Genomic DNA, 23,505 nt, shown 5'->3' with positions numbered 1-23,505 from the left:
CTATTCCCAAGACAGGGAATAGAGCGAGCGAAAACTTAACAGTAAATGGAAATATCCCCAGCATCGGGGCTGGCGAGGGCGCGTATCGGTCCCACCGAAGTGGCGAGGATCTAGGGAGAACGGGTGTGGCCGAACAGTTTTACGCCGACCCGGAGGCGCTGCGAGCCCGTGCGCCCGAACACGAGCGCATTGCCGCGGATGTCGCGGCGACCGTGCAGACATTGCGTAACGCCCTGTCCGCCGAAGGCGCACCCTGGGGCGACGACGACGCAGGCCGCGCATTCGCGCAGTCCTATATACCGGAACATAAGCAGACCATGGCCGACCTCGACAGCCTCGTCGGGGTTCTGCGACAATCCGGCAGTGATCTGCGCCAACTCGCGAACAATCTAGAGGACACCGACCTGGTCGGAGCACGTCTGATCAGCAACGCGGGCAACGAAACCGAGAACGGCACGGGACCGACTACGGCCGGCACTGGTACGGCCGCACAATCAATCGGTGACAGTACCGCGACCGAACGCACCGCGACGCAGCCATCCTCGGCAGCGACCTCCGCGCTGAACGCGGTTCCGCCGATACATCAGACATCGACCGAAGGGATCAGGTCTACAGGAACACACGCGACGGACACCGGCGCACCCGCCTCGGCCGACGATCCGGCATCGGACCCGCACCGGTCTGATCAGACGGCGGGAAATCGCCCCGATAGCGACCAATCCGACAGCGACCAATCCGACAGCGATCGATCCGGTCCGGATCAACCAGCTACCGACAGCGCGGGATCGCCTGCCGCGGGTTTGCAACCGGTTGCGCGGGCGGACATCGGGCGCACCCGTCCCGTAGCAGGATCCCTGCCCACCGCGGCTGGTACACCCGCCTCAGCCGGCACACCATGGTCCAAACCCGGTACGGCCGGCACACCGTGGTCCAAGCCGACGACTCGGCCGCCGCGCGTCAGCGCCCCGGACGCCGGGAGGCAGGACGCCCCACCACGTATACCGGGTAGGCCCGCGCAGGCCCGCACCACTGGCAAAAGCGAGGATCCGAATCGTAAGACCGCACAATCGAATCCCGGCGAATCCCTTGCCGCGCGCCTGGCCAGGGAACTGGCCGAGCGGCACGGTGTGCAGGCGTTCGGCTTCGATACACCCGGCGTACCCGAGGTGGTGCTGACCGAGATCGTCGCCGCGGTCGACGCTGTGCTGCCGCAGTACCCGGAAGTCAACCTGCAAGCCATCGGCATCGACGAGATGCCCGACAGCGAACCGACACGCCTGGAATGGGATTCGGCACTGCACACCTCACGCATCGTGCTCGCGGCGCGCGCGGCGACCGACCCTATGCAAACCGGCGGCACCGCAGCCGAGAACGCGTCCCCGGGATATGTGCACCGCCCGGTGTATGCCTCCGTTGTGCGTGAGCTCGGCGCGGCGCTCGACGCGGCCGGTGGCTTCCGCGCACGAACCGCCGCGCAACGTGCACTGCTGAAGGCGTACCTACCGCAGGCTCGCGAGGACCGAGGTTCGTTGAATCGCACAGTATCCGGCTTCCGAACATGGCGCGCGCAGTTGAGTGCCCGAAGCTTCCGCAGCGGACAACTCGACCCAGCGACGGCCCTGACCGAGGCATTCACCGATGTGGTGCTCAACGCGGAGCAAGCGACCCCGCCCGCACAGGTACTGCACAGGCTCTTGGTTCGCACGGCCGGATCGGATCAGGCCAGCACCAGCTGAGTAGACATCGGACAGACGATCCATGCATTGGGCGTACGATTCAGCCTCCGATTTCGAGCGCTACGGGACAAGACGGGCGCAGCGCTCGTCGAACTGGACGCCAAGGTGGCTATTTCGGGGCAATCGGCCGTTCGACTGGGCAGTGGCACTTCTCGTTATGGTCGGTCACGCTATGTAGAGAAGTGGGTCTGGTGCGCGCTGGATCGAGGGCGCTCGTTTAGGGTGTGAGGGCGGCTTGGCCGCGTAGTCAGTTATGCGTGAACAGCTCTGCGTTCCGTGGATGGTTCCACCGAATCGAAAGGCGCTGCATGGCAAAGGACTTGACGCAACTCGAACTACTGACGGAGCTGGAGCCGGTTGTCGGCGCCAACATCGACCGGCATTTGGCCACGGTCAAGGATTGGTATCCACACGATTATGTGCCCTGGGACGAGGGCCGCAACTTCGCAGCAATGGGTGGGCAGGATTGGGATCCCGACCAGTCACGGCTCTCGGAAGTCGCCAAAGTCGCGATGATCACCAATCTGCTCACCGAAGACAACTTGCCTTCCTACCACCGCGTGATCTCCGATAATTTCACCAACGGCGGTGCGTGGGGCACCTGGATCGGCCGCTGGACCGCCGAGGAAAACCGCCACGCGATCGCCATGCGCGACTACCTGGTATGCACCCGCGCTATCGATCCCGTCGCCCTGGAGAACGACCGGATGGTGCATTTGACGCGCGGTGTACACGCGCCGGAGCACTTCGCCGGTGTGCTCGATCAGGTCGCGTACGTGACATTCCAGGAGTTGGCTACCCGGATCAGCCACCGCACCACCGCACGCGTCTGCGCCGACCCGATCGCCGATCGGATGCTGCAACGCATCGCAGCCGACGAGAATCTGCACATGATGTTCTATCGCAACGTCACCGACGCCGCGTTCGACATCGCACCAGACCAGACGATCGAGTCGGTGACCAAGATCGTAAAAACGTTCTCCATGCCCGGTACCGGAATGCCGAACTGGCGTCGCAATGGCGTGTTGATGGTCAAGCACGGGATCTACGACCTGCGTCAGCACCTCGACGAGGTCGTATTGCCGGTCCTGCGAATCTGGAAAGTCTTCAACCGCACGGACTTCACCGCACGCGGCGAACGCAGCCGCGAAGAACTCGGCGAGTACCTCGAGAAACTCACGCGCGATGTCATCAAGTTCGAAGAACAACGCGCCCGCATCCTCGCCCGCGAGGCGGCGCGCGTCGGGTAGCGCTGGATGTCACAGTCGCGCACGAGCATTCACACGACTGTGACATCAGGCCCGACGCCGATCAGGTGACGCCTGCCTGGCGGGTCTACCCGATTGATCGTGTCAGTTGCGGACGATCAGGACCGCGCCCGCGACGACCAGGGCCAACACGATCGCGGCGATGCCGAAGACGAGGCGGTGGTTGCGCAGCGCCGGGATCACGCGGTCGACGGCGTATCGGCCCGGACCGGTGAGGGCGAGCGATGCGGCGGCGAGGGTGAGGGCCAGTTCGTATTCGATGCCCTTCGGGGCGAAGAAGCCACCACCCCATTTGACGGCGATCGCATTGAGCAGGGTTCCCACCAGTGCCGCCGCCGCGAGCGGGGTGAGCAGGCCGATGGCGAGGGCGAGTCCGCCGAGGGTTTCGCTGAGGCCCGCGACCACGGCCATCGCCTTGCCTGATGGGTAGCCGCTCATCGTGAAGAATGCGCCGGTGCCGTCGAGGCCGCCGCCATTGAACCAGCCGAACAGTTTCTGCGCGCCGTGTGCGGCCATGGTGAGTCCGACGGCCAGTCGCAGGACAAGTAGACCGAAGTCGTAAGTGTGTGTGGGCGTTGCGGTTTCGGTGTGCGCGGCGGGGGCGGTGATAGTCGCGGTCATCGGATGCCTTTCGTAGTGAGGTGGATCAGCCGAGCTGGATGGAGCGCCGGGCCATGCCCAGCCAGAAGCCGTCGATGACGGTGCGTTGGTTGGTGAAATCGTCCGCGCCCGCACCGAGGGCGACGAACAGCGGTGCGAAATGGTCGGTGCGCGGATGCGCGAGATGTGCGGCGGGGGCCTTGTTTTCGAAGTCGAGCAGGGCGTCGAGATCGTGCGCGGCGAGGGTTTCGCGGCCCCAGTCGTCGAATTCGGCGGTGAAGTTGTAGACGTGCTCGTCATCGGCGGTGATGGCACGCAGGTTGTGGGTGAAGAAGCCGCTGCCGACGATCAGCACGCCCTCGGCGCGCAGCGGCGCGAGCCGACGGCCCACTTCCATCAGCCGCTGCGGGTCCAGCGTCGGCATCGACAGCTGCAATACCGGGACTTCGGCGTCGGGATACATCTCCTTCAGCGGCACATAGGCCCCGTGGTCCAGCCCGCGATCCGGCACATCGACGACACCGCCGCCGAGCAATTTGCGCACCTTGTCCGCCAGTTCCGGCGCGCCCGGTGCGGCATATTGCACGTGGTAGTAGCGCTGCGGGAAACCGCCGAAGTCATAGACCAGTGGCACCGTCGTGGTGGCGCCGAGTGCGATCGGCGCGGCCTCCCAATGCGCGGAAACCATCAAAATCGCGGTGGGACGCGGCAATTCGCGCGACCACGCGGCCAGCTCACCGGGCCACCGCGGGTGATCGGCCAGCGGCGGTGCGCCGTGTGAGAGGTAGAGCACCGGCATCGGTCCGGCCATCGCTGCCCTCCATCCAACTAGTTCAAATTTGAACCCGATGGAAACTATAGCGTGTTGTTCAAATTTGAACAACATCGGTAGGATGGCTGCCGTGGCTGACGCGAAATGGCTGAACGAGCGGGAAATGCGCACTTGGCAGGGTTTCCTGGCGGCGGGTGCGCTCGTCGGCCGTCAGGTCGAACAGCACCTCAAACAGGAGGGACTCTCGCACACCCAGTACGAGGTTTTGGTCCGCCTCGCCGCGGCACCAGAGGGTCAACTGCGCATGACCGAACTGGCCGATGCCCTGTATACCTCGAAAAGCGGTCTGAACTACCAGGTCACCCAAATGGAGAAGGCAGGTCTGGTACGCCGCGAAGCCTGCCCCACCGATGTCCGCGGCGTCATCGCCAACCTCACCGCGGCCGGACGCGATCGCCTCGAACAGATCGCCCCGGGCCATGTCGAAACGGTCCGACGCGTCCTCATCGATGCGCTGACCCCCGAACAACAAGATGCCATCGCCACCGGGCTCGGCGAGGTCGCACGACGACTCGGCTAGTTCTGAGCTCGCCGGGACACGAACACGGTGCAGCACACCGAGACGACGCCGACCGTTGGACCGCGCACCGCCGCCGTTGCGGTGACCGCCTCCCCCGCCGCGTCCAGTCCCGCACCGGCGCGAACCGACAAGGCGCGCAACGGTCGAGCGACGACTGTTCGCCCACGCAGCCGAGAGCTGATCCCCCGCACCACTGACTCGGTGTGCGGGTCCGACCAAAGGAGGACAGCCTACGCGACCTCGAGGTGATGTCACCGGCATTGGGAACGCCGCAGAATCAGGGCCGTAAGAAATCTGTTGGGAAACTCTAAGCCCGGACAGATTTGATGCCCAGGTACGGATGTGACGCTGATGGTCGCAGATTTGAGCCGAGAACGGAGAAGATAGTGCCGACGACGTTTCCGAGTTCCGTCACCGAGGCCACATCGGATACGGTGCAGGACTGCCGCCGACGTGGTTGGACGGTCGCGGAAACGACCAATGGTGTCTGCCTGATCACCGACGAGCAGATCTCGGCCATCGAACTCACCGGTGCACGGGCCGCCACCGTGCGCCGGTACCTTCGGGCCAATAACCTGTCCGGTCCGGTGATCGAAATCCCGGGTCCGCAGCGCCGCGAGATTCATCTGGTGGTCGGTGCGGCCAAGGCGGCCATGGCGATCGGCGAACTGCGCGGCCTCGGCGCGATCGTGCACACCGACGGTGCGAGCATCCCGCTCCCGCCGACTCGTCTGTCGGCCGGTTCGGCCTGCTGGGGGATTTCCCCGCGTGAGGCCCGCTGGGTTCCGCCGGTGGTCGCGATCGCCGCCGCGGTGCGGGCCGCCGAAGCCGGCCGCAAGCGGCATGTCGCCGATCTGGCGAGCTGACATGCGTCAGACCGACGTCGGATCCGATTCCGATCGACTCGCCGTCGGTATCGCGGCTGCGCTGTCGGTAACCGGTTCGCGGACGACCGCATTCCGCTGAATGCGCCGCGGCCAGGCGGGTGCCCACCAGCAAGCGTCACCGAGCAGCTTCATGGTCGCGGGGACAAGCAGCATGCGCAGCACGGTGGCATCGATGAACAGCGCGGTGACCATGCCGAGAGCGATGTACTGCATCATCACCAGATCCGACAACGCGAACACACCCGTCACCACTATCAAGATCAGCGCGGCGGCGGAGATGATCCGCCCAGTACGCGCGACACCGGTGCGGACCGCCTCCGTCGTGGACGCGCCCGCCTTGCGCGCCTCGACGATGCGAGCGAGTAGAAAGACCTCATAATCGGTCGACAGGCCGTAGATCACCGACACGATCAGCATCAGCACCAGCGGCATGATCGGCTGCGGCGTGAACCCCAGCAGCCCGGCCCCGTGCCCCTCGACGAAGATCCAGGTCAGCACGCCGATGGTGGCCCCGAGGCCGAGCAGATTCAGCACAGCTGCCTCGAGCGGCAACACGATTGAGCCGAAGGTCAGCAACAGCAGTGCGGAGGTGGCGATGAAGACGACCGCGAGCATCAGCGGTAGCCGGTCGAGCAGCGCGTCGATACTGTCGCGTTGCGCTGCCGGTTCGCCGCCGACCATCATCGTTGTTCCATTGGGCAGATCCATCGACCGCAGATAGTCGATGGTCGCGTCGGCATCCGCGGAGCTGGCGAGCACGGTCTCGGTGGTGTAGACGAACGGTTGCGCCGGGCGCTGTGTGGGTTTCGGGAACGGTGCGGCCAAGCCGGGGGCCTGCTCGGCGCGCTTTACCACCGTCTCGATATCCGGGCTGTGGTAGGTGGTCATGACCAGGTAGATCGGATCGATCCGGCGCAGCGGGAAGGTCTCGTCGAAATGCTGCTGCGCCAATCGAGTCGGGTGATCGGGTGGTAGAAAACGCTCGGTGATGCCACCGAACGCCAGATGCTGCACCGGCGCGATGAGCAGCAGGAGTCCGGCACACACCGGGATCGCAACGACCAGTGGTCTTTTCATCACAACTGCGGCAACGCGGCCCCAGAAGTTGTCCGGTACGTCGTCGGCGGATCCGGTCTTGCGGAACCAGTCGAATCCGAGCAGGTCCACGCGGCGGCCGAGCACGGCGAGCAGCGCGGGCAATAATGTGACCGCTGTCAGCGCTGCCAGTGCGATGGTGACGATCGCACCGTAGGCGAACGACCTCAGAAACCCGTGCGGGAACAGCAGAATGCCGCCCGCCGCCACGACCACGATGGTCGCGGAGAACACCACTGTGCGACCTGCGGTCGATATCGACCGACGGACCGCCGTCGGTACCTCGTGGCCGTCGGCGAGTTCGTCACGGAATCGGCTCACGATGAACAGTCCGTAGTCGATGGCCAGGCCCAAGCCGATCATCGAAACCACTGGGGAAACAAAGGAGTTCACCTCGGTGACGGTGGTAATGGCGCGAATGACCCCCCAGGCCGCAAGCACGGTGAGTCCGCCGACGATCAGCGGAAGCGCGGCGGCGACGACCCCGCCGAAGAGGAAGAACAGCAATACCGTGACCGCGGGTATGGCGAACAGTTCCATCCGCGTCTGATCGTGGACCATCGTGTCGTTCAGCGCACCGGCGACCGGCTGCCCACCCGCGACCTCCATATCGATGCCCGGGACGTCGAAACCGTCCGCGACCTTGCGGAAGTTGCGCATCAGCTCGGTGTCATCATGGCCTTTGACGGCGATGGAGGCGAATGCGTGCTTGCGGTCCTTTGAGCCGAACAGATCCGGCACCGCCACACCGGTTTCGGTCGGCCAGTATGTTCCGTTGATCTTCGCGATTTCATCAGGGAAGCGGCGCGGCAACTCGTTCAGACTGTCGACGATCACACTGGCGAAGGCCGGATCGTCGATCGTCGCCCCCTCGGGCGCGTGGTACAGCAGGATGACGTCACCGCTGTGATCGCGTCCGAATACCTCGTCGCGCAGTCGCGCCGCCTGTGCGGATTCCGAGTTCGGATCGTCCCATCCGCTGGAACTCAGATCATCGCCGAGTCCGAGACCATAGGCACCCAACCCCAGCATCGCGACCACAATCACGCCGATCACCGTGAATCGTCGCCGAACAATGATATCTGCCCACTGCGTGAAATCGGCGAACAATCGCGGCCTCCTAATGCGTGCGTGAATCCAACGGCCGGGCCGACCAGCTGGATCGTAACAATGCCACCGTCATCGACACATGGATCAGCGCGGATTCCGAAAGCGCACAACAAATCAGGCGCTACGATTGTGAGTTGACCCGAACGCCCAGGTGGCCCAAGCATATTCGGACCGCGGGTTGGGCTGATTCACAGTCCACGGGCCGTTATTTCACGTGATCTACAGAATGTCGCGAGGCCTTGTCGCCACCTCGATAGACTCGGGCCCGGTTTGTCCACTGTGTTGGACTTCGTTATGCATATCGCCCTATTCGTGCGGCGACGAATAGCCGTATTCGGGAGGAACTGCGTGTCGGATATCGCTATTGTTGGAATCGGCTGTCGATATGCGGGCGGAATCGATTCGCCCGATACGTTCTGGAAATTCGTGGTCGATAAACGCGACGGTGTCGTCGAGATTCCAGGGGACCGATGGGATTACCGCCGGTACTACGATCCGGATCCGCGCACGCCGGGCCGCAGTTACACCAAGCACGGCGCCTTCATGACGATCGATCCATGGGAGTTCGACCCGGACTTCTTCGGCATCTCGCCGCGTGAGGCGACGGTGCTGGATCCACAGCAGCGCCTGATGCTGGAGGTGACCTGGGAGGCGCTCGACGATGCCGGGATGGCGGGCCGGGCTGCCGGTGCACCGGTCGGCGTGTACGTCGGCGGGTTCGTGGTGGATCAGTCGGTCATCGGCGTGGTGGGTCCGGCACTGTTCCACACCGATATGCATACACCGGCCAGCGCGTCCTACACCATGCTGTCGAATCGAATCGCCTACGCGCTCAACCTGACCGGTCCCGCGCTCACCGTCGATACGGCGTGTTCGTCGTCGCTGGTCGCCTTCCATCTGGCCTGCCAGGCGCTGGACAACGGCGACTGCACGGTGGCATTGGCCGGTGGCGTGAATGTGATGCTGCAGCCGGAGACATTCGTGCTGATGTGCAAGGGCAGCTTCCTGGCCGCCGACGGCCGCTGCAAATCCTTCGATGCCGCCGCCGACGGTTACGGCCGCGGCGAGGGCGCGGGCATGGTGGTGCTGAAGAAGCTCGACGATGCGGTGCGCGACGGTGATCGCATCTACGCGGTGGTCAAGGCCACGGGGTCCAATCAGGACGGCCGAACGACCGCCATCACCGTGCCGAACGCCGATTCCCAAGAGATGCTGGCCCGTTCGGTGCGCACGCGTGCTGGTCTGTCCCCGGACGACATCACCTACGTGGAGGCGCACGGAACCGGAACCCTCGTCGGCGACCCGGTCGAGTTGCGAGCGCTGGGACGCGCCTTCGGCGCCCCGGCAGGACGTTCGAGCATTCTCGGCGTCGGTTCGGTCAAGGCGACCATCGGTCATACCGAGGCCGCCGCCGGAGTGGCGAGTGTGATCAAGGCAGCGTTGGCGATTCGGCATCGCACGATTCCGCCACAGGGCTGGCTGGACAAGGCCAATCCGGATATCCCGTTCGACGAGCTCGGCCTGCGGGTGCAGGTGGACGCCGAAACGCTGCCGCCGGACGCCGCTGCGATGACCATCGCGGTCAACGGTTTCGGCTACGGCGGCACCAACGCCCATGCGATCCTGCAGGAGTACCGCGCGCAACCGCTCACACCAACCGCCGTACCCCGACACCATCACGGGATCCTGCCCATTTCAGCCCGCAGTACCGGTGCCGCCCGCGCTCTCGCCGGGCGTTTCGCCGACCTGATCAGCGCGGGCGCCGACCCGGATCACCTGGCCGAGGCCGCGTGGACGCGACTGGCCCACCATCAGTACCGCACCGGCGTCCTCGTCGGCGAAACCGATGAGGTGGTCCGGGATCTGCGGCAGTTCGCGGCGGGCGAAGGTCGGGATGCGGTGCGCACCGTCGTCTCCCGCAATAGCGAGCCGGTGTTCGTCTTCTCCGGCATGGGCCCGCAGTGGTGGGGTATGGCACGCGAATTGCTTTCCACCGGTGGCATATTCGCCGATACCGCGCAACGGATCGATGCGGAGTTCAGTGCGATCTCGGGCTGGTCGATTATCGAGGAACTGCTGCGGCCCGAGGCAGAGTCGCGCGTGACCAGCACCGAGGTCGCGCAGCCTGCCAACTTCCTGGTGCAGGTCGCATTGGTGGATGAGCTTGCGCAGTTCGGGATTTCGCCCGCCGCCGTGGTGGGCCACAGTGTGGGCGAGGTGTCGGCAGCGTATGTGAGCGGAATGCTGACGCTGCCCGAGGCAGTGCGGGTCGCTTATCACCGAGCCCGATTGCAGGCGACCACCGCCGGATCGGGCGGCATGCTCGCGGTCGGGCTCACTCCCGAACGGGCCCGCGAGCTCGTCGGTGACGATCCGCGCGTGGATATCGCGGCAATCAACAGCGGGAACTCCCTCACCCTGTCCGGCGATATCGACCGGCTGGACGAGATCGCCGAAAAGCTGACCGAGGACGCCGCTTTCGCGCGGCGGCTGCGCGTCGAGGTGCCGTATCACAGCCGGTTGATGGATCCGATCCTGGACGAGCTGCGTACCGAACTCGCGGATCTGTCGCCGCGGCCGCCGCGCGTACCGCTGTATTCGACCGTGACCGGCGATCTTGTCACCGATGCCGACTGGGATGCGGCGTACTGGTGCGCGAATGTTCGTCAGCCGGTGCGATTCTTCGATGCCATCACCAAGGTGATCGCTGCGGGCAGTCGGGTATTCCTGGAGGTCGGGCCGCATCCGGTGCTGGCGGGCAATATTCGCGAGGCACTCCTCGACGCGGACGTGCACGGCACCACGGTGGCGACGCTCGACCGTAAGGAACCTGATTCGGCGAGCATCCGTCGCACGCTGATCGGTCTCTACGGTGCCGGCGTGCTGAACCGGGAAGTCCTGTTCCGCACCGACCGCCCGGCCACCGCGCACGTGCCGCTGCCCCGCTATCCGTGGCAGCGGACGCGACTGCATTCGACGCTACCGCTCTTCGAACAGGCAAGGCTCGGGACACCGGACACCTACGCCATGCTCGGCGACCCGGACGTCGAGGGCCGATCGGACTGGCTGCTGCAGGTCGGATCCGAATTGCTACCGTGGTTGGCCGATCACGTAGTCAACGGAGTGCGGATCATGCCGGGCGCGGCGTATCTGGATGCCGCGCTCAGCGCGACAGCGACGCGGTTGGGTGTCAAACGGGTCGCGCTGGAACAGGTTCGGTTCGTCGCGCCACTGATCATGGGCGCACCGGATGTGCCGCTCATGGCATTGAGCGTCGAGGAATCCAGCGGGCGATTCCTGATCAGATCACGCAACGCCACCGGCACGGCGTGGACCGTGCACTCGTTCGGCCGGACGCTGACCGGCAGCCACGCGCCGTCGAAAGCGGCCGTGCCCACCATCGATGTCGGTATCGATGTCGATCCGGAGATGTTCTACTCCGGGCTGGCAGCGGCGGGTCTGCAGTACGGCCCCGCCTTCCAGCGGGTCACCTCGGTTCGGGTCGGCAAGGATGCCGTGGTCGCTACGGTCGACGGCACGATCGCCGCGGACTCCGGACATCTCGCGCATCCGGCGGTGGTCGATGCCGCGATGCAAACCGCGGCGCTGCTGTTCGCCGACGAGCGGATCAATGAGGGCATCATGGTGCCCGTCGGAGTCGTGGCGGTACGGTTGCTCGCAGCGATTCCCGCCCAGATCACCGTGGTCGCGCGCCGCGATCCGCGGGCACGGCTGCGCGCCGATGTGGACCTGCTCGATGCCGATGAGAATCTGGTGCTCCGGTTGACCGGACTGCAGATCGGTGCGCTCAAACCGGGCGACGATCCGCTCCATCGCATGGCCGATTTCTACTACGCCGACACCATGGAGCAGCGCGATCCCATCGACCCGGCCGCATTGGCCGATTCCGGTCCGGTCGCCACCCTGGTTGTCGCGCTCGGAAAGAGTAGCCGCGCCGACCAATTGGCGGAAGCGATCCCGGAATCGGGGCTCTACGCTGCCGATCCGGCCGATCCGGAACGGGCTACGGAGCTGATCACCCACCTATTGGCCGCACGGACGAAGGATGTGCGGCGACTGCATGTCTGTGTGGTCGTCGGAACAGTCGAGGACGATCTCGCGTACCTCTGGACGCTGAAGACAATCGCGGTCGCCGTGCACGAATTCGCCAACCCCCCGTCGTCCGAAGGCACGCCGCAGACGGTCTTCGGCGACGGCGCGGCGCATGTCACTCTGGTGACCGAGCGCGCATTCACCTTGCCGGACAGTGCGATCCCACCGGATTCCCGGCAGGCCGCGCTCGCCGGGGCACGGCGGGTGCTGTTGAACGAGCAGACACTGTTGCGGTGGCGGCTCATCGATGTCGAGCCCGAAACGACCATCGCCGAACTTCTCGCGGAACTGGCTGTGCCCGGAGCCTTTTCGCACGACAACGCCGACGAGGTGCTGCTGCGTGACGGCAAGCGCTGGGTGCCCGTGGTAACCAAACCGCTGCCGGAGCGTCTCGAGGTACTCGACACCCCGGAGCCGCTGACCGATCCCGAGGTCAATTTCGAGCTCGAACTCCCCCGAACCCGGCTGCTGTCGGCGCTGGCCTGGCGGCAGTGCCCGCGCCCGGAACCAGGCCCCGATCAGGTCGAGGTCCGGATGCGGGTCATCGGGCTGAATTACAAGGATCCACTCAAGGTCATCGGTCTGCTCGGCGAAAGGGAGTTGGCACCAACGTATTTCGGCACCGCGCCGGGCATGGAGGGTGTCGGCACCGTGGTGCGGGCGGGCGCCGAGGTCGAGGGCGTCGCCGTGGGCGACCTTGTCGCGGTTGCGGCCAAGGGCATGATGCGCCGCTTCGCCATTGTCGACCGGCAGCTGGCCATTCCGCTGCCGCCCGACGCCGACCCCGGATACTGCACCAGCACCATCGCTTTCGGCACCGCCGAATACGCACTGTTGGATCTGGCACGATTGGAACCGGGTGAGACGGTGCTGATCCACGGCGCCGCAGGCGGCGTCGGCACGGCAGCCATTCAGGTCGCCAAGGCGCTGGGTGCGCGGATCATCGGGACGGCGAGTTCGGATGAACGGCGGGCACATATTCTCGCCTTGGGCGCCGATCATGCGGTGAACTCGCGGTCGCTCGACTTCGTCGACGATGTATTGGCCCTGACCGACGGCAAGGGTGCCGAGGTGGTGCTCAGCAGCGCACCCGGGGAGATCCTGCGCCAGAACTTCAACGCCGTCGCCGAGTTCGGCCGCATCGTCGAGGTCGGCAAGGCCGATATCTACACCGGCGGGCTGCTCGAGCTGGCCAACTTCGACAAGAACGTGGCCTACTACTCGATGGATCTGGACCGCCTGGTCGCGGTCCAGCCGCAGCGGCTGGCGAAACTACTGCGGCGGGTGTACGAGAAGGTCCTCGCGGGGGTCTACCGGCCGCTGCCATACCAGATGTTCGAGACCGACGAGGTCGGTAAGGCATTCGAGGAGACCATCCGATCGACCCGGCCGGCCCGGATCGCCCTGCGCATGGATTCGCCGCAGACTCCCGTTCGGCCGTACCTGCCCGATATCGAGATCCATTCCAACGCAACCTATCTCGTCACGGGCGGGTTCGGCGGATTCGGGATGGCGACCGGTCGCTGGCTGGTACTGCGCGGCGCGCGCCGACTGGTACTGCTCGGCCGCGGTGGCGCGAGCAGCGACCAGGCGCGCCGACAGCTCGGGGCCTGGCGCACGGTCGGCATCGAGGTGATCGAGGAGCTGGTCGATGTGACCGACGCCGACGCGGTCGCCGATGTCGTAGCCCGCGCCCATAGCGCAGAACACCCGCTGCGCGGCATCTTCCACGCGGCCGGATCGGTGGCCGATAGCCGAGTCGACCAGATGGAACACGAACAACTCGCGAAGGTGTACCTGCCGAAGGTGCACGGTGCGCGCGCGCTGCATCGCGCGGTCACCGAGGCCGGGATCCGGCTGGATATGTTCGTGCTGTATTCCTCCGGCGGCTCGATGTATGGGATATACGGCCAATACAACTACTGCGCGGCCAATGTCGCGGTCGAGGCGCTGGCCGAAGACTGGTCCAGGGCCGGTGAGCGTGCGCTGTGCGTCGGTTGGGGCCACCTGTCAGGGGCGACCGGCGGGATGGCCGCCGACGAAACCGCGGTGAAATACCTCGACCTGGTCGGCTTCGGACCGATCGATATGGCCGATGCCACCGCCTATTTGGAGCAAACACTGCGCCTGGGCGAAACGCGTGCAGCGATCATCCCCACCGATTGGGCCAAGCTCACCGGCACCTTCCCGCAGCTGACCCGCACCGGCCGCACGATTGAACTGGCCAAGGCCTCCGCCAAGGACACCTCCGAACTGGCCCGGCTGCGATCCGAACTCGTCGAGATGGACGAAACCAAGCGCGGACCGTTCATCGCCCGCAAGATGGCCGAGGAACTCGCCGTCGTCATGGGCGTACCGGTGGATTCGATCGATATGACGGTGCCGGTGCCCGAACTCGGGCTCGATTCGCTGATGGCAGTGGAACTGGGTGCGCGCGTCACGAAAACCCTCGGCATCGACCTGATGTCGTTGCAGATGGGCCGATCGTTCAGCCTGGAACAGGCCGGTCCGAAGGTGGCGGAACTGATTCTGGCCGCTGAACCCGGTCAGCCACAACCGATTCCGGAACCGATGGCCGCGACCAATGGGTCCGCGCACAACACGCTGGCCGGGAACGGATCGGCACCGGAAGCCACCGTGGCACCGATCTCCGTACCGCAGCACTGACCGCCCTTACGACGAATCGAGGTTCGCTGTGGTCAATTTCGGGCTCATCGACGAATGGGAGCCAGCCCCCGGTCGGCTGGTTACCTGGGTTGCCGCGCCGGAGTCGGTGGCGCGGGCCGCCAAGGCACCCGTTCATCCCGCGCCGCCGTCGCATCAGCAGGAACAGTATCTGCGCCTGGCCGATCGGCACGCCGCCGCCGACTTCCGCTATTCCGGGCTTTGCCTGGTCACGGCCGAGATACCGGTGGGCGATCTCGACCAGAATGCGATGACGCGCGTCATCAACGCATTCCTCCTGCGCCACGACACCTTTCGGACGTGGTTCGCCATCGATCCCGGTGGCACGGTGCGGCGACACCTGGTCGCCCCGGATGTAGTCGATTTCGTGCCGATCGATTACGGCCACCTCGACGACGCCGAAGCCATCCGCGAGCATGTGCAGAAGACGACTCCCGGTCCGTTCCAATGGGATTGCTTCACCTTCGGCGTGATCGAGCACGGTGACTCGACCACGGTCTACCTGGCCGTCGACCATCTGCACACCGACGGGCTCGGGCAATACCTCTCGTGCTTCGACCTGGCCCACCTCTACGCCCAGCGGGTCTTGTCGGATGTCGAGGACCTGCCCCCGGCCGCGAGTTATCTCGACTACTGCGTCATGGAACGCCAGTACACCGCAGCGATGACCCTCAGCTCGCACAGCGTACGGAAATGGCTGGAGCTGATCCGCGGAAATGACGGCGAATTACCGTCCTTTCCTTTGGATCTCGGTAAGCGCATCGATGGTTACAACCGCAGTGCCCATCGCAGCATAACCTTGATGGACGAGAGCGACGCACGTCGGTTCGAAAAGGTCTGTCGTGCGAACGACGCCGAATTCGTCGGTGGTGTCTTCGCCGCGGCGGCGCTGGCCGAACGCGAACTCCTCGACAGCGACTACTACTTCGGCATGACACCGATCAGTACCCGCACGTCCCCAGCGGAACGTGCCTCGGTCGGCTGGTATGTATCCCTCGTTCCGGTGGCCTTCCCTATCGGCACAACCGGTTTCGCCCGTATGGTGACCATTGCGCAGCGGGCCTATGAGAACGGTATTCGGCTGGCGCCCACGTCATTTCATCGTGTGCTGGAATTGCTGCCCGCCGATACCGATATCAAGGCCAGGCCGGGTTGGTCAACACCGATGATCTCCTATGTGGATGCGCGCGACTTCATCGGACACGAATTCTTCGGCGAGGTGCGCGGGGGCGTATACGCAAATCGCGCGGCCTCCGAAGAGGTTCTGGTGTGGATCAACCGGCTGCCGACGGGGACGTCGTTGAGCGTCATCTATCCCGATACCCCGGTGGCGCACCGATCCGTGGAACGCTATGTGTCTGCGATGCAGGCGGTATTCACCTCGGTCGTCGGTACTACGTAACCAATTCCATCAGCCCTCCTGGATCGGATGGCATCGCCTCGGTCGGGAAGCTGAGCCGTACCAGCCGATGTGGCGGGGACGCGTCGAAGTGTGCGACGGATGAGGGTAGGAGACCTCCTATCACCTTGTCCAAGAAGCTGTTCACATGTGCGAAGCCGGGTCGTAGGTGGACTGGCCAGCTGGCCAGTCGTCCGGCGGGCACAGCTACGGTCGTCTGCGCAGCCACCCGCGCCGTCAGCGGCCAATGCACTGAGAAGGCCAACCACAGATCCAACGACTCCACCACGCCCTCGGTGAAATCCAGCCCGCGTAGCAGTGTCAGACCGCCGATGAGCGGCATCACATTCGATGGGAAGGGCGCGATGCCGCTGCCGAACTGTAGGTGGGTGGTATCGATGAAATGCGCCTCCTCGCGCGAGACGACCATATCGCCGGAGCGCGTTTCGGCGCGATAGTCTTGTGCGCGCAACCAGCCGCCGACCCGCTGGAAGCACTGCTCGATCCGGATCGTCGGATCCCCATCCCCCGCGCGTATTTCGACAGTTGAGCGATAGCCGTGGTCCTCGTGCGCCACCACACTGGTCACCTCGAATTGGTGCGGCTGGTCCGCGATACCGACGGCGTACACGGATTTCTCACCATCGGGGATACCGGGATCACGGAACGCGGTGTGCACAATTCCTCCTGTCGGCGATGTTACGAAGAATATTCAAATCGCTTGCGACACTTGCGGATGAGCGAAATAGAAATCGCTGCGACTATTCACAAAATGTCCCGTCTACGGACACGGTCCGCACACAACGCCCGCCGCCTCACCGAAACCACGTCCCGGTCGGGCTGTGTGCGGACGCTGCCGCTGGTCCACGGCACCATCTCGCAGCGATTCATTGCCCCAGCGCCGCACGGAGTACGGGCCACGAATTGTGCAGGTCTTCCTGCCAATACCCCCAGGAATGCGTGCCAGTGGGCCTCGAATCGAAGGTGGCCGGAATATCCAACTCCCGCAACCGATCGCGCAGTTGTTCGGTGCATCTGGCGGTGATGGCATCCAACACCCCACCGATGACCAATTGGTCCAGGAGTTTCACCGGATTCGCATTGATGCCCGGTCCGTCCAGCGTGTCGAGCGGTCCCGGTTGCCCGGTGCCGGTGGATACGTAGATGGTCGTACCGCGCAGCTGGTCGGCATGTAGATAGGGATCGTTGGCGGCCCACGCCGGATCTGTCGGCAGACCCCACATATTCAGCGGATTGCCGCGACGGGCGGTCACTATGACATTCACCATCGCTTGTCCCGGCAGGTCGCTGGTGCGCACACAACCGCTATAGGAGCCGACGGCACGGTAGAGGCCCGGTGCGGCGATGGCGAGTCGGAATACCGCCGAACTCGCCATCGAAAGCCCCGCAACGGCATTGGCACCGGCACCACGAAAAGCCGAGTCGATAATCGACGGCAGCTCCGCGGTGAGAAAGGTGGTCCAGCGCTGCCTGCCCATCACCGGATCGTCGACCCGCCAATCCGCGAAAAAGGTGCCACCACCCCCGACCGGCATCACCACGGTGACCTGCTTATCGGCGAAGAATCGCTCGGCATCGGTTTTGGTGAGCCAATTGTTGCCGTCACTCCAGATCCCGGTATCGGTGCCTCCGTCGACACCATTGAGCAGATACAAGATGGGTGCCGGTTGCGAATCATCCACCGCAGGAAGGACTTCGACAGGCAAGGTACGACCCATCGCCTCGGAATATACGGTCAGATCGAGCACCCGTCCCGGCCCTTGCGCCGCGGTGAGCAGTCGTGCCCCATTGGGTGCCGGTCGTGCCGCCGCCAATGCCCGGACCGGGATCGGCGTGTCCGGGTCCGGTGCGGAGTCGGCGAGCGCGATACCGCTGGAACAGGCGAGGACAGCCGCCGTGCACAGCGCGGCCGAACGCAGACCACACCAGAGCTCCACCCGGCACCTCCGATCAGCAAACGGCACTGTTCGGGCCGAACGTAAGCCGGAATAACGCTGCGGCGGAACCGCTCAGCCGAAATTTGGGCAATCTCGTCAGCGGTCGCCGAACCACCTGGTATCCGGCACAAAACCCCTGCCGCAGCTGCCGACTTCTCGGCTATCGCGAGTTTGCCCGGCAACAGTTCCAGACTCTCGCGCGTACCGTCATCTCATGCCACCTCGCGCCCACAGTGGATCCCGCGGCGACGATACGGACCGGTCGGTGCGATAAGCGCTGGCACAACGCGGTTCTGGACAGTTCACAGTGCGAACCGGAATCCACCCTATGCCCGGTGCCGTCTGACCATCCCCTCCGCGGTCAGACGGCGGCAACTGACGCGCGAGGACATCGGCAGTCGAGATGTTGTTACCATTTGGATGATAGACGCATCCGAATGTGCATGACAACGCCGAACAGGGCACGGTTGCCGCGCCACCAGCTACATCTCGGCCATTCGTAGCGCCGCGCGCGAGTATCGAACCGGTACGCTGCGCGGTGCCGCAGGAAGCAAGGGAACAGCGAAGGGACCGATGGTTCGTCTGACGAGGGCACAGCAGCAGGACGCCACCCGCAGAAAGGTGTTGGCCGCGGCCAAGTCCGAGTTCGCGCAGCGCGGATTCCGCGGCGCGACGGTCGACGGCATCGCCGAGCGCGCGGATATGACACGCGGGGCGGTCTATTCCAATTTTCCGGGCAAGCGGGCGCTATATCTCGCGGTGCTCGCACACGAAGCCGAACAGGCTCCCGCGCCCGCCGGCGGCGCGAAGGCCGACACGCCGGCCGCCGCGCTCGGCGCGTTCGCGAGTACCTGGCTCGAGCAGCTACCGCAGTCGAGCCGATACGAGTACGGCGAGGACGAACAGTTCACCTCCCCCGCGCTCAGCGTCGATTTCGTACCGCAAGTGCTGATGAGCGAACAGATCCGGCGACCGTTCGCACAGCTGCTCGCACTCGACGCGCTGCTGCTCGCGGTATCGCTGCGGGCAATCAGCCAACCGACGTCGGCGCCGCTGGAAAGTTTCATCGCCAGTGCCGAATCCGTGCTGACGATCCTGTACGGGACGACCCAGCTGTCCTACGTCGCGCCCGAATTCACCGATCCGGCACGGGCCATCGCACTGTGCGAACAGGTCGCGCTACTCGGCGGCGTGAAGACGCCGAGTCCGCCGTCCACCGCCGACGCGCACGTCACGCGGACGGACGAGGCTTGGGAGCCACCGAGCTGCATCGATCGCGTGCGCGCGGACGCGGCCAGGCTCGACGGCAACGGCCTGATCGCCGTCGTCGGCATGCACCGGATCGCCACAATCGAAGCGGCGCTGTCGATCTGGCCCGAGGACACCGATATCACGCTGACGCTGGTGAGCGACCGTCCCGCAGAACTCGCCCCGCTGGCGCGGCTGGCGATCGCGGATATCTGCCGGTCGTTGCGTCATGCGTTCCCGGCGTCGGCGCTACCTCGGCTACAGGTGGTCGTCGATGATGCCGGAACGCTCGCTGCCGCATGCGGATTCGACCGGTTCGACGACAATTCCGAGTTCGCGGTCATCATCGAGAACGGCCGCATCACGACGCGGGCGGAGGGTCGGGGCGCAGGCGAAGCCGTCGCTATCGCTTACGCGAGTTCATCGGCTGCGGACCGAACGTGAGTCTTCCAGGGTGCCGAGCGTTTTAGCCAACGCCTGACAGGCACCCGTGCCCGTCACCCGCGCCACTACCCGTTCGCCGTCGATGAAGACCGCACTCTCGGTGTCGTCGTCGACGATATCGACCCCGCATGCCCGTGCAAGCTTGCCGGATTCGTCGAGCACCACCTGCATGCCGGGAACCGCGGGGCACGGAAACGCGGTGCGCAGGGACCGGCTGATATCGCTGACCGCGAGGCGAGCCAGCTGTGCCACCTCCGTCCCCTCGGCGGTGGCCATCGCGATCGTTGTGCGACCTCCGCTGGGCTGATCACGCAGGATATCCGCGATCGCTCCGAGCTTGTTCATCCCGAGTACGGCAACGACGTTTGCGCCCGAAAGGTCGGCGGCGACCGTATGGACGAGGTCGCGGCATGGTGGCGGCGTCCATGGTTCGTCAACGCTGGCCACCGTGACGGTGTTCGCCGTAGCCCGCGTGGTGTCGTCGATCCGATGGTGCACCATCTGCTCGCATGCGGCGATCACCTTCGCTCGGTCCACGAATTCCGGTGCGACGAAAGATAATTGGGTCGCACCGTAGAGCAGCGTGATCACCGATTCGGCGATGCCGAGCCAACGGCCGGGCAGTACGGACCCACCGCCGCCGTCCAGTCCCGCCAGCGCCAAGCCGAGGAGGATGGCGTCCAGTTTGATCAGCTGCACGAACGAGCCGCGCAGACATTCGTCGACGACGAGTTCGGGAATGAGGTCGTGCGCCAGCATCGGTGAGCGCAGCTGGGAGACGCCGCCCACCGGATAGTTTGCCGAACCGGGGAGTCGGTCGACCCAGGTCCGGGCGAATCGGCCGATGGCCGTCACCGGGGTCCGCGCCGGGCGACCATCCAGCAGTTCCGGCGCTCGCTCGGCTTCCGCGGCCAGTACGGCCAGGTACAACGCCCGCTTACCAGCGAAGTTGGAGTACACCGCGCCGCGGGTGAGCTCCGCGCGCTCGGCGATGTCATCCACCGTCGCGCCGCGAAAACCACGTTCGGCGAATTCGGCCTTGGCAGCCGCTAGGACCCGGTCGCGATTGCGTTGCTGCAATGCGGCTCTGTTCTGACGACCCATCGGTTCTCCACCAACCGTTCTGTTCGTTTACAGATGCGCATACCATCCAAATGTTGATACCATCTCAATGCTACGTGCGACTGAGTACGAGCGAGGCGGGCATCGAAGGACGGGTAGTGGGCATTACCAGGTACGAATCCGGGTCGCGAACCGCGGCCACGGTGCTCGATGAGGCCAGGCGTCTGGTTGAGCCCGCATACCGTTCCTCCCTGGACCGCATTGCCCCACCGATCCGAATGATCGTCGGCTACCACGCTGGTTGGTTGGACGCCACGGGGCGCCCGAGCAAGCAGGTCGGCAAGTCGATCCGTCCGGCACTGGTACTCGCCTCCGCCAAAGCCGTGGCAGCCGCGGAGCCACCGCAGGGTGTCACCGAGGCCGTCGCGGTCGAACTCGTGCACGATTTTTCATTGCTGCAGGACGATCTCATCGACGGCGACGAGCAGCGGCGCAACCGCCGCTCGGCCTGGTCGGTCTTCGGGGAACGCGGCGCCCAGCTCGCGGGAGATGCGCTACTAGCCATGGCGATCAACGAGATGGTGGGCCGCCCCGGCATCACGCTGCTGTCGAAAGCCCTCGACGCCCTATGCAATGAACAGTGCGCGGATATCGAGTCCGAGCAGCGCGAGACGGTCGACGAATCCCTCGCCATGATCGAATCGAAGACCGCGGCACTGTTGTCTTGTGCCTGCGAGATGGGTGCGATCGCCGGGGGCGCCGACCCCGCACAAGCCAGAGCACTGGCCGAATTCGGACACCATCTCGGCATCGCCTTCCAATTGATCGACGATATGCTCGGCATCTGGGGAAATCCGAGCATGACCGGTAAGCCGCTGTACCCGGACCTCGCCAACCGCAGGAAATCCCCACCGATCGCGCGCGCCCTGGATTCCCCCGGGCCCACCGCGGATGCGCTACGCGAGTTGTATCGAGATGTCGGACGAGATGCCGAAACGCTGCACCGGATCGCCTGCCTGATCGAACTCACCGGAGCACGCGAGTGGGCGCGGCGTGAAGCCCAGCGACAGCTCGCTGCCGCGCTGGACTGTCTGACGGAAGTATCCGCCAACAATGCTACCGAGGACCTTCGACTACTCGCCGCGATGATGACGAGCAGGTCCGCATGAAGAACCCGATCGAGTCGATCCCGCTAGCTCCGAATACTGTCCCGCTTCTCGGTCACGGCATACGTTTTCTCACCGACCCGATCGGATTTCTGTCCGCACTCCCCACGCACGGCCGCCTGAGCCGAGTCCAATTGGGTCCGTTGCCGGTGGTGGTGGTCTGCGATCCCGAGTTGGCCCGGGTGGTACTGCTCGACGACCGCACCTTCGACCGCGGCGGACCACTCTACGACCGCTCCCGCGAGGTCGCGGGGGACGGCATCGGTACCTGCCCGCACAGCAGACACCGCCGACAGCGCCGCCTGAGCCAGCCCGCGTTCCAACCGGGGCGTATGCCCGGATACTCCGCGGCCATGATCGACTCGATCGAAGACGTGATCGGTTCCTGGCAGGACGGGCAGCAAATCCAACTCGGCGCGGAAATGTCGAAACTCACTGTCCGGGTGGCGGTTCGGACAATGTTCTCCTCGTCGTTTCCGGAGACCTCGGTCCAGCAGGTCGCCGATGATTTCACGACCATAGCCGGGAGCATCTTCCGACGGATGGTGTTGCCACCGGTCCTCAATCGACTGCCGACACCGGCGAACCGGCGCTACTACCAGGCGCGGAACCGGCTGCGGGCGGTGGCCGCCGAACTCATCGAACAGCGGCGGTCCGACAATCGCGACCATGGCGATCTGCTGTCGTCGCTGATGCGCGCCCGCGATCCGGACTCCACCGGCGCGCAGGTCGCGATGAGCGACGAGGAACTGATCGACCAGGTATTCACCTTTCTGTTCGCGGGCGCGGAAACCACCGCGAGCACATTGACTTGGGCGTTGTATCTGCTCGGACGAAATCCGGAGCTACGACAGCAGGTTCAGCACGAGGTCGATACCGTGCTGAGCGATAGAACGGCCCGCTACCAGGACCTGGCGAATCTGCCGGTCGTCAATCGGGTGGTGACCGAAACGCTGCGATTGTATCCGGCCGGATGGTTGCTAACCCGGGTAGTTGCGGCGGATACCACCCTCGACGGCGTCGCGCTTCCGGCGGGCACGACCGTCGCGGTCAGTCCGCACGTCATTCATCGGCGCGATGAAATCTATGAGCGGGCAGGCGAATTCGTGCCCGATCGGTGGATCGGTACGGAGCCGGACCGAACGCTGTTCATATCCTTCGGCGCTGGTGCGCGACGCTGCATCGGTGACCAATTCGGACTGGTCGAGGCCAGTTTGGCACTGGCGACGATCGCGGCACGCTGGCGTGTCGCTCCGCTGTCGACTCGGCCGGTATCGGTATCGCTCGCGCAGCTGCCCGCACCGACGAAACTCGGTATGCGGGTGTGGCGTCGAGATCCGGTGGCCGTCAATGCGTCCGCGTCGGAGCACGGGTAGGTAGAC

15 protein-coding genes are annotated in these 23,505 nt (G+C 65.0%); 9 read left to right on the top strand and 6 right to left on the bottom strand.

The annotated features are described in order from the left end of the window. Positions 1-125: 125 nt before the first annotated feature. Both ACIBJI_RS20440 and ACIBJI_RS20435 read left to right on the top strand, forming a co-directional pair. Positions 126-1,736, top strand: a complete 1,611-nt coding sequence (locus ACIBJI_RS20440) for a hypothetical protein (RefSeq protein ID WP_397085244.1) — start codon at positions 126-128, stop codon at positions 1,734-1,736. 308 nt (positions 1,737-2,044) lie between these two features. After that, positions 2,045-2,986 (top strand): acyl-ACP desaturase, encoded by a 942-nt coding sequence (locus ACIBJI_RS20435; RefSeq protein ID WP_364345981.1) that lies wholly within the window; start codon positions 2,045-2,047, stop codon positions 2,984-2,986. 102 nt (positions 2,987-3,088) lie between these two features. Here ACIBJI_RS20435 and ACIBJI_RS20430 read toward each other — a convergent pair whose 3' ends face one another. After that, positions 3,089-3,625, bottom strand: a complete 537-nt coding sequence (locus tag ACIBJI_RS20430; RefSeq protein ID WP_397085242.1) for a DoxX family protein — start codon at positions 3,623-3,625, stop codon at positions 3,089-3,091. Between the two features lie 25 nt (positions 3,626-3,650). Further along, positions 3,651-4,415: a dioxygenase gene (locus ACIBJI_RS20425; RefSeq protein ID WP_397085240.1), complete on the bottom strand. Its 765-nt coding sequence runs from the start codon at positions 4,413-4,415 to the stop codon at positions 3,651-3,653. A 91-nt stretch (positions 4,416-4,506) separates the two neighbouring features. Between ACIBJI_RS20425 and ACIBJI_RS20420 the strand changes: the two genes are divergently transcribed. Further along, on the top strand, positions 4,507-4,956 hold the full coding sequence (locus ACIBJI_RS20420) for a MarR family winged helix-turn-helix transcriptional regulator (protein WP_396956648.1): 450 nt from the start codon (positions 4,507-4,509) through the stop codon (positions 4,954-4,956). A gap of 386 nt (positions 4,957-5,342) precedes the next feature. Then, positions 5,343-5,822, top strand: a complete 480-nt coding sequence (locus ACIBJI_RS20415) for a hypothetical protein (protein WP_396956645.1) — start codon at positions 5,343-5,345, stop codon at positions 5,820-5,822. Between the two features lie 6 nt (positions 5,823-5,828). On the opposite strand, the gene ACIBJI_RS20410 is transcribed toward ACIBJI_RS20415, so the two are convergent. After that, positions 5,829-8,048 carry an MMPL family transporter gene (locus tag ACIBJI_RS20410; RefSeq protein WP_397085238.1) on the bottom strand — a complete coding sequence of 740 codons (2,220 nt, stop codon included), beginning with the start codon at positions 8,046-8,048 and terminating at the stop codon, positions 5,829-5,831. Positions 8,049-8,396: 348 nt separating this feature from the next. On the opposite strand from ACIBJI_RS20410, the gene ACIBJI_RS20405 reads away from it, so the two are divergent. Together ACIBJI_RS20405 and ACIBJI_RS20400 are read left to right on the top strand one after the other, a co-directional pair. Next, positions 8,397-14,828: an SDR family NAD(P)-dependent oxidoreductase gene (locus ACIBJI_RS20405; RefSeq protein WP_397085236.1), complete on the top strand. Its 6,432-nt coding sequence runs from the start codon at positions 8,397-8,399 to the stop codon at positions 14,826-14,828. 28 nt (positions 14,829-14,856) lie between these two features. Next, positions 14,857-16,248 carry a condensation domain-containing protein gene (locus ACIBJI_RS20400; protein WP_397085234.1) on the top strand — a complete coding sequence of 464 codons (1,392 nt, stop codon included), beginning with the start codon at positions 14,857-14,859 and terminating at the stop codon, positions 16,246-16,248. On the opposite strand, the gene ACIBJI_RS20395 is transcribed toward ACIBJI_RS20400, so the two are convergent. Both ACIBJI_RS20395 and ACIBJI_RS20390 read right to left on the bottom strand, forming a co-directional pair. Further along, positions 16,241-16,924 (bottom strand): hypothetical protein, encoded by a 684-nt coding sequence (locus ACIBJI_RS20395; RefSeq protein WP_397085232.1) that lies wholly within the window; start codon positions 16,922-16,924, stop codon positions 16,241-16,243. The genes ACIBJI_RS20400 and ACIBJI_RS20395 overlap by 8 nt on opposite strands. 208 nt (positions 16,925-17,132) lie before the next feature. Next, complete coding sequence (locus ACIBJI_RS20390) at positions 17,133-18,203, bottom strand: alpha/beta hydrolase (protein ID WP_397085230.1); 1,071 nt, start codon at positions 18,201-18,203, stop codon at positions 17,133-17,135. A gap of 573 nt (positions 18,204-18,776) precedes the next feature. On the opposite strand from ACIBJI_RS20390, the gene ACIBJI_RS20385 reads away from it, so the two are divergent. Further along, a complete protein-coding gene (locus ACIBJI_RS20385; protein ID WP_396956641.1) occupies positions 18,777-19,895 on the top strand; it encodes a TetR/AcrR family transcriptional regulator in 1,119 nt (372 codons plus the stop codon). Here the strand turns inward: ACIBJI_RS20385 and ACIBJI_RS20380 are convergent. Then, entirely contained in the window at positions 19,872-20,999 is a 1,128-nt protein-coding gene (locus ACIBJI_RS20380) for a TetR/AcrR family transcriptional regulator (RefSeq protein ID WP_364345968.1), read from the bottom strand. The two genes, ACIBJI_RS20385 and ACIBJI_RS20380, sit on opposite strands and share 24 nt — an antisense overlap. Before the next feature lie 116 nt (positions 21,000-21,115). Between ACIBJI_RS20380 and ACIBJI_RS20375 the strand changes: the two genes are divergently transcribed. Then, complete coding sequence (locus tag ACIBJI_RS20375; protein ID WP_397085228.1) at positions 21,116-22,126, top strand: polyprenyl synthetase family protein; 1,011 nt, start codon at positions 21,116-21,118, stop codon at positions 22,124-22,126. Next, complete coding sequence (locus ACIBJI_RS20370) at positions 22,123-23,499, top strand: cytochrome P450 (protein WP_397085226.1); 1,377 nt, start codon at positions 22,123-22,125, stop codon at positions 23,497-23,499. Before ACIBJI_RS20375 ends, ACIBJI_RS20370 begins: the two co-directional genes overlap by 4 nt. Positions 23,500-23,505 lie beyond the last annotated feature (6 nt).

The sequence above is a fragment of the Nocardia sp. NPDC050408 genome (assembly GCF_044458905.1).
GTDB lineage: Bacteria > Actinomycetota > Actinomycetes > Mycobacteriales > Mycobacteriaceae > Nocardia.
This window is presented reverse-complemented; position numbering and strand designations above follow the sequence as displayed.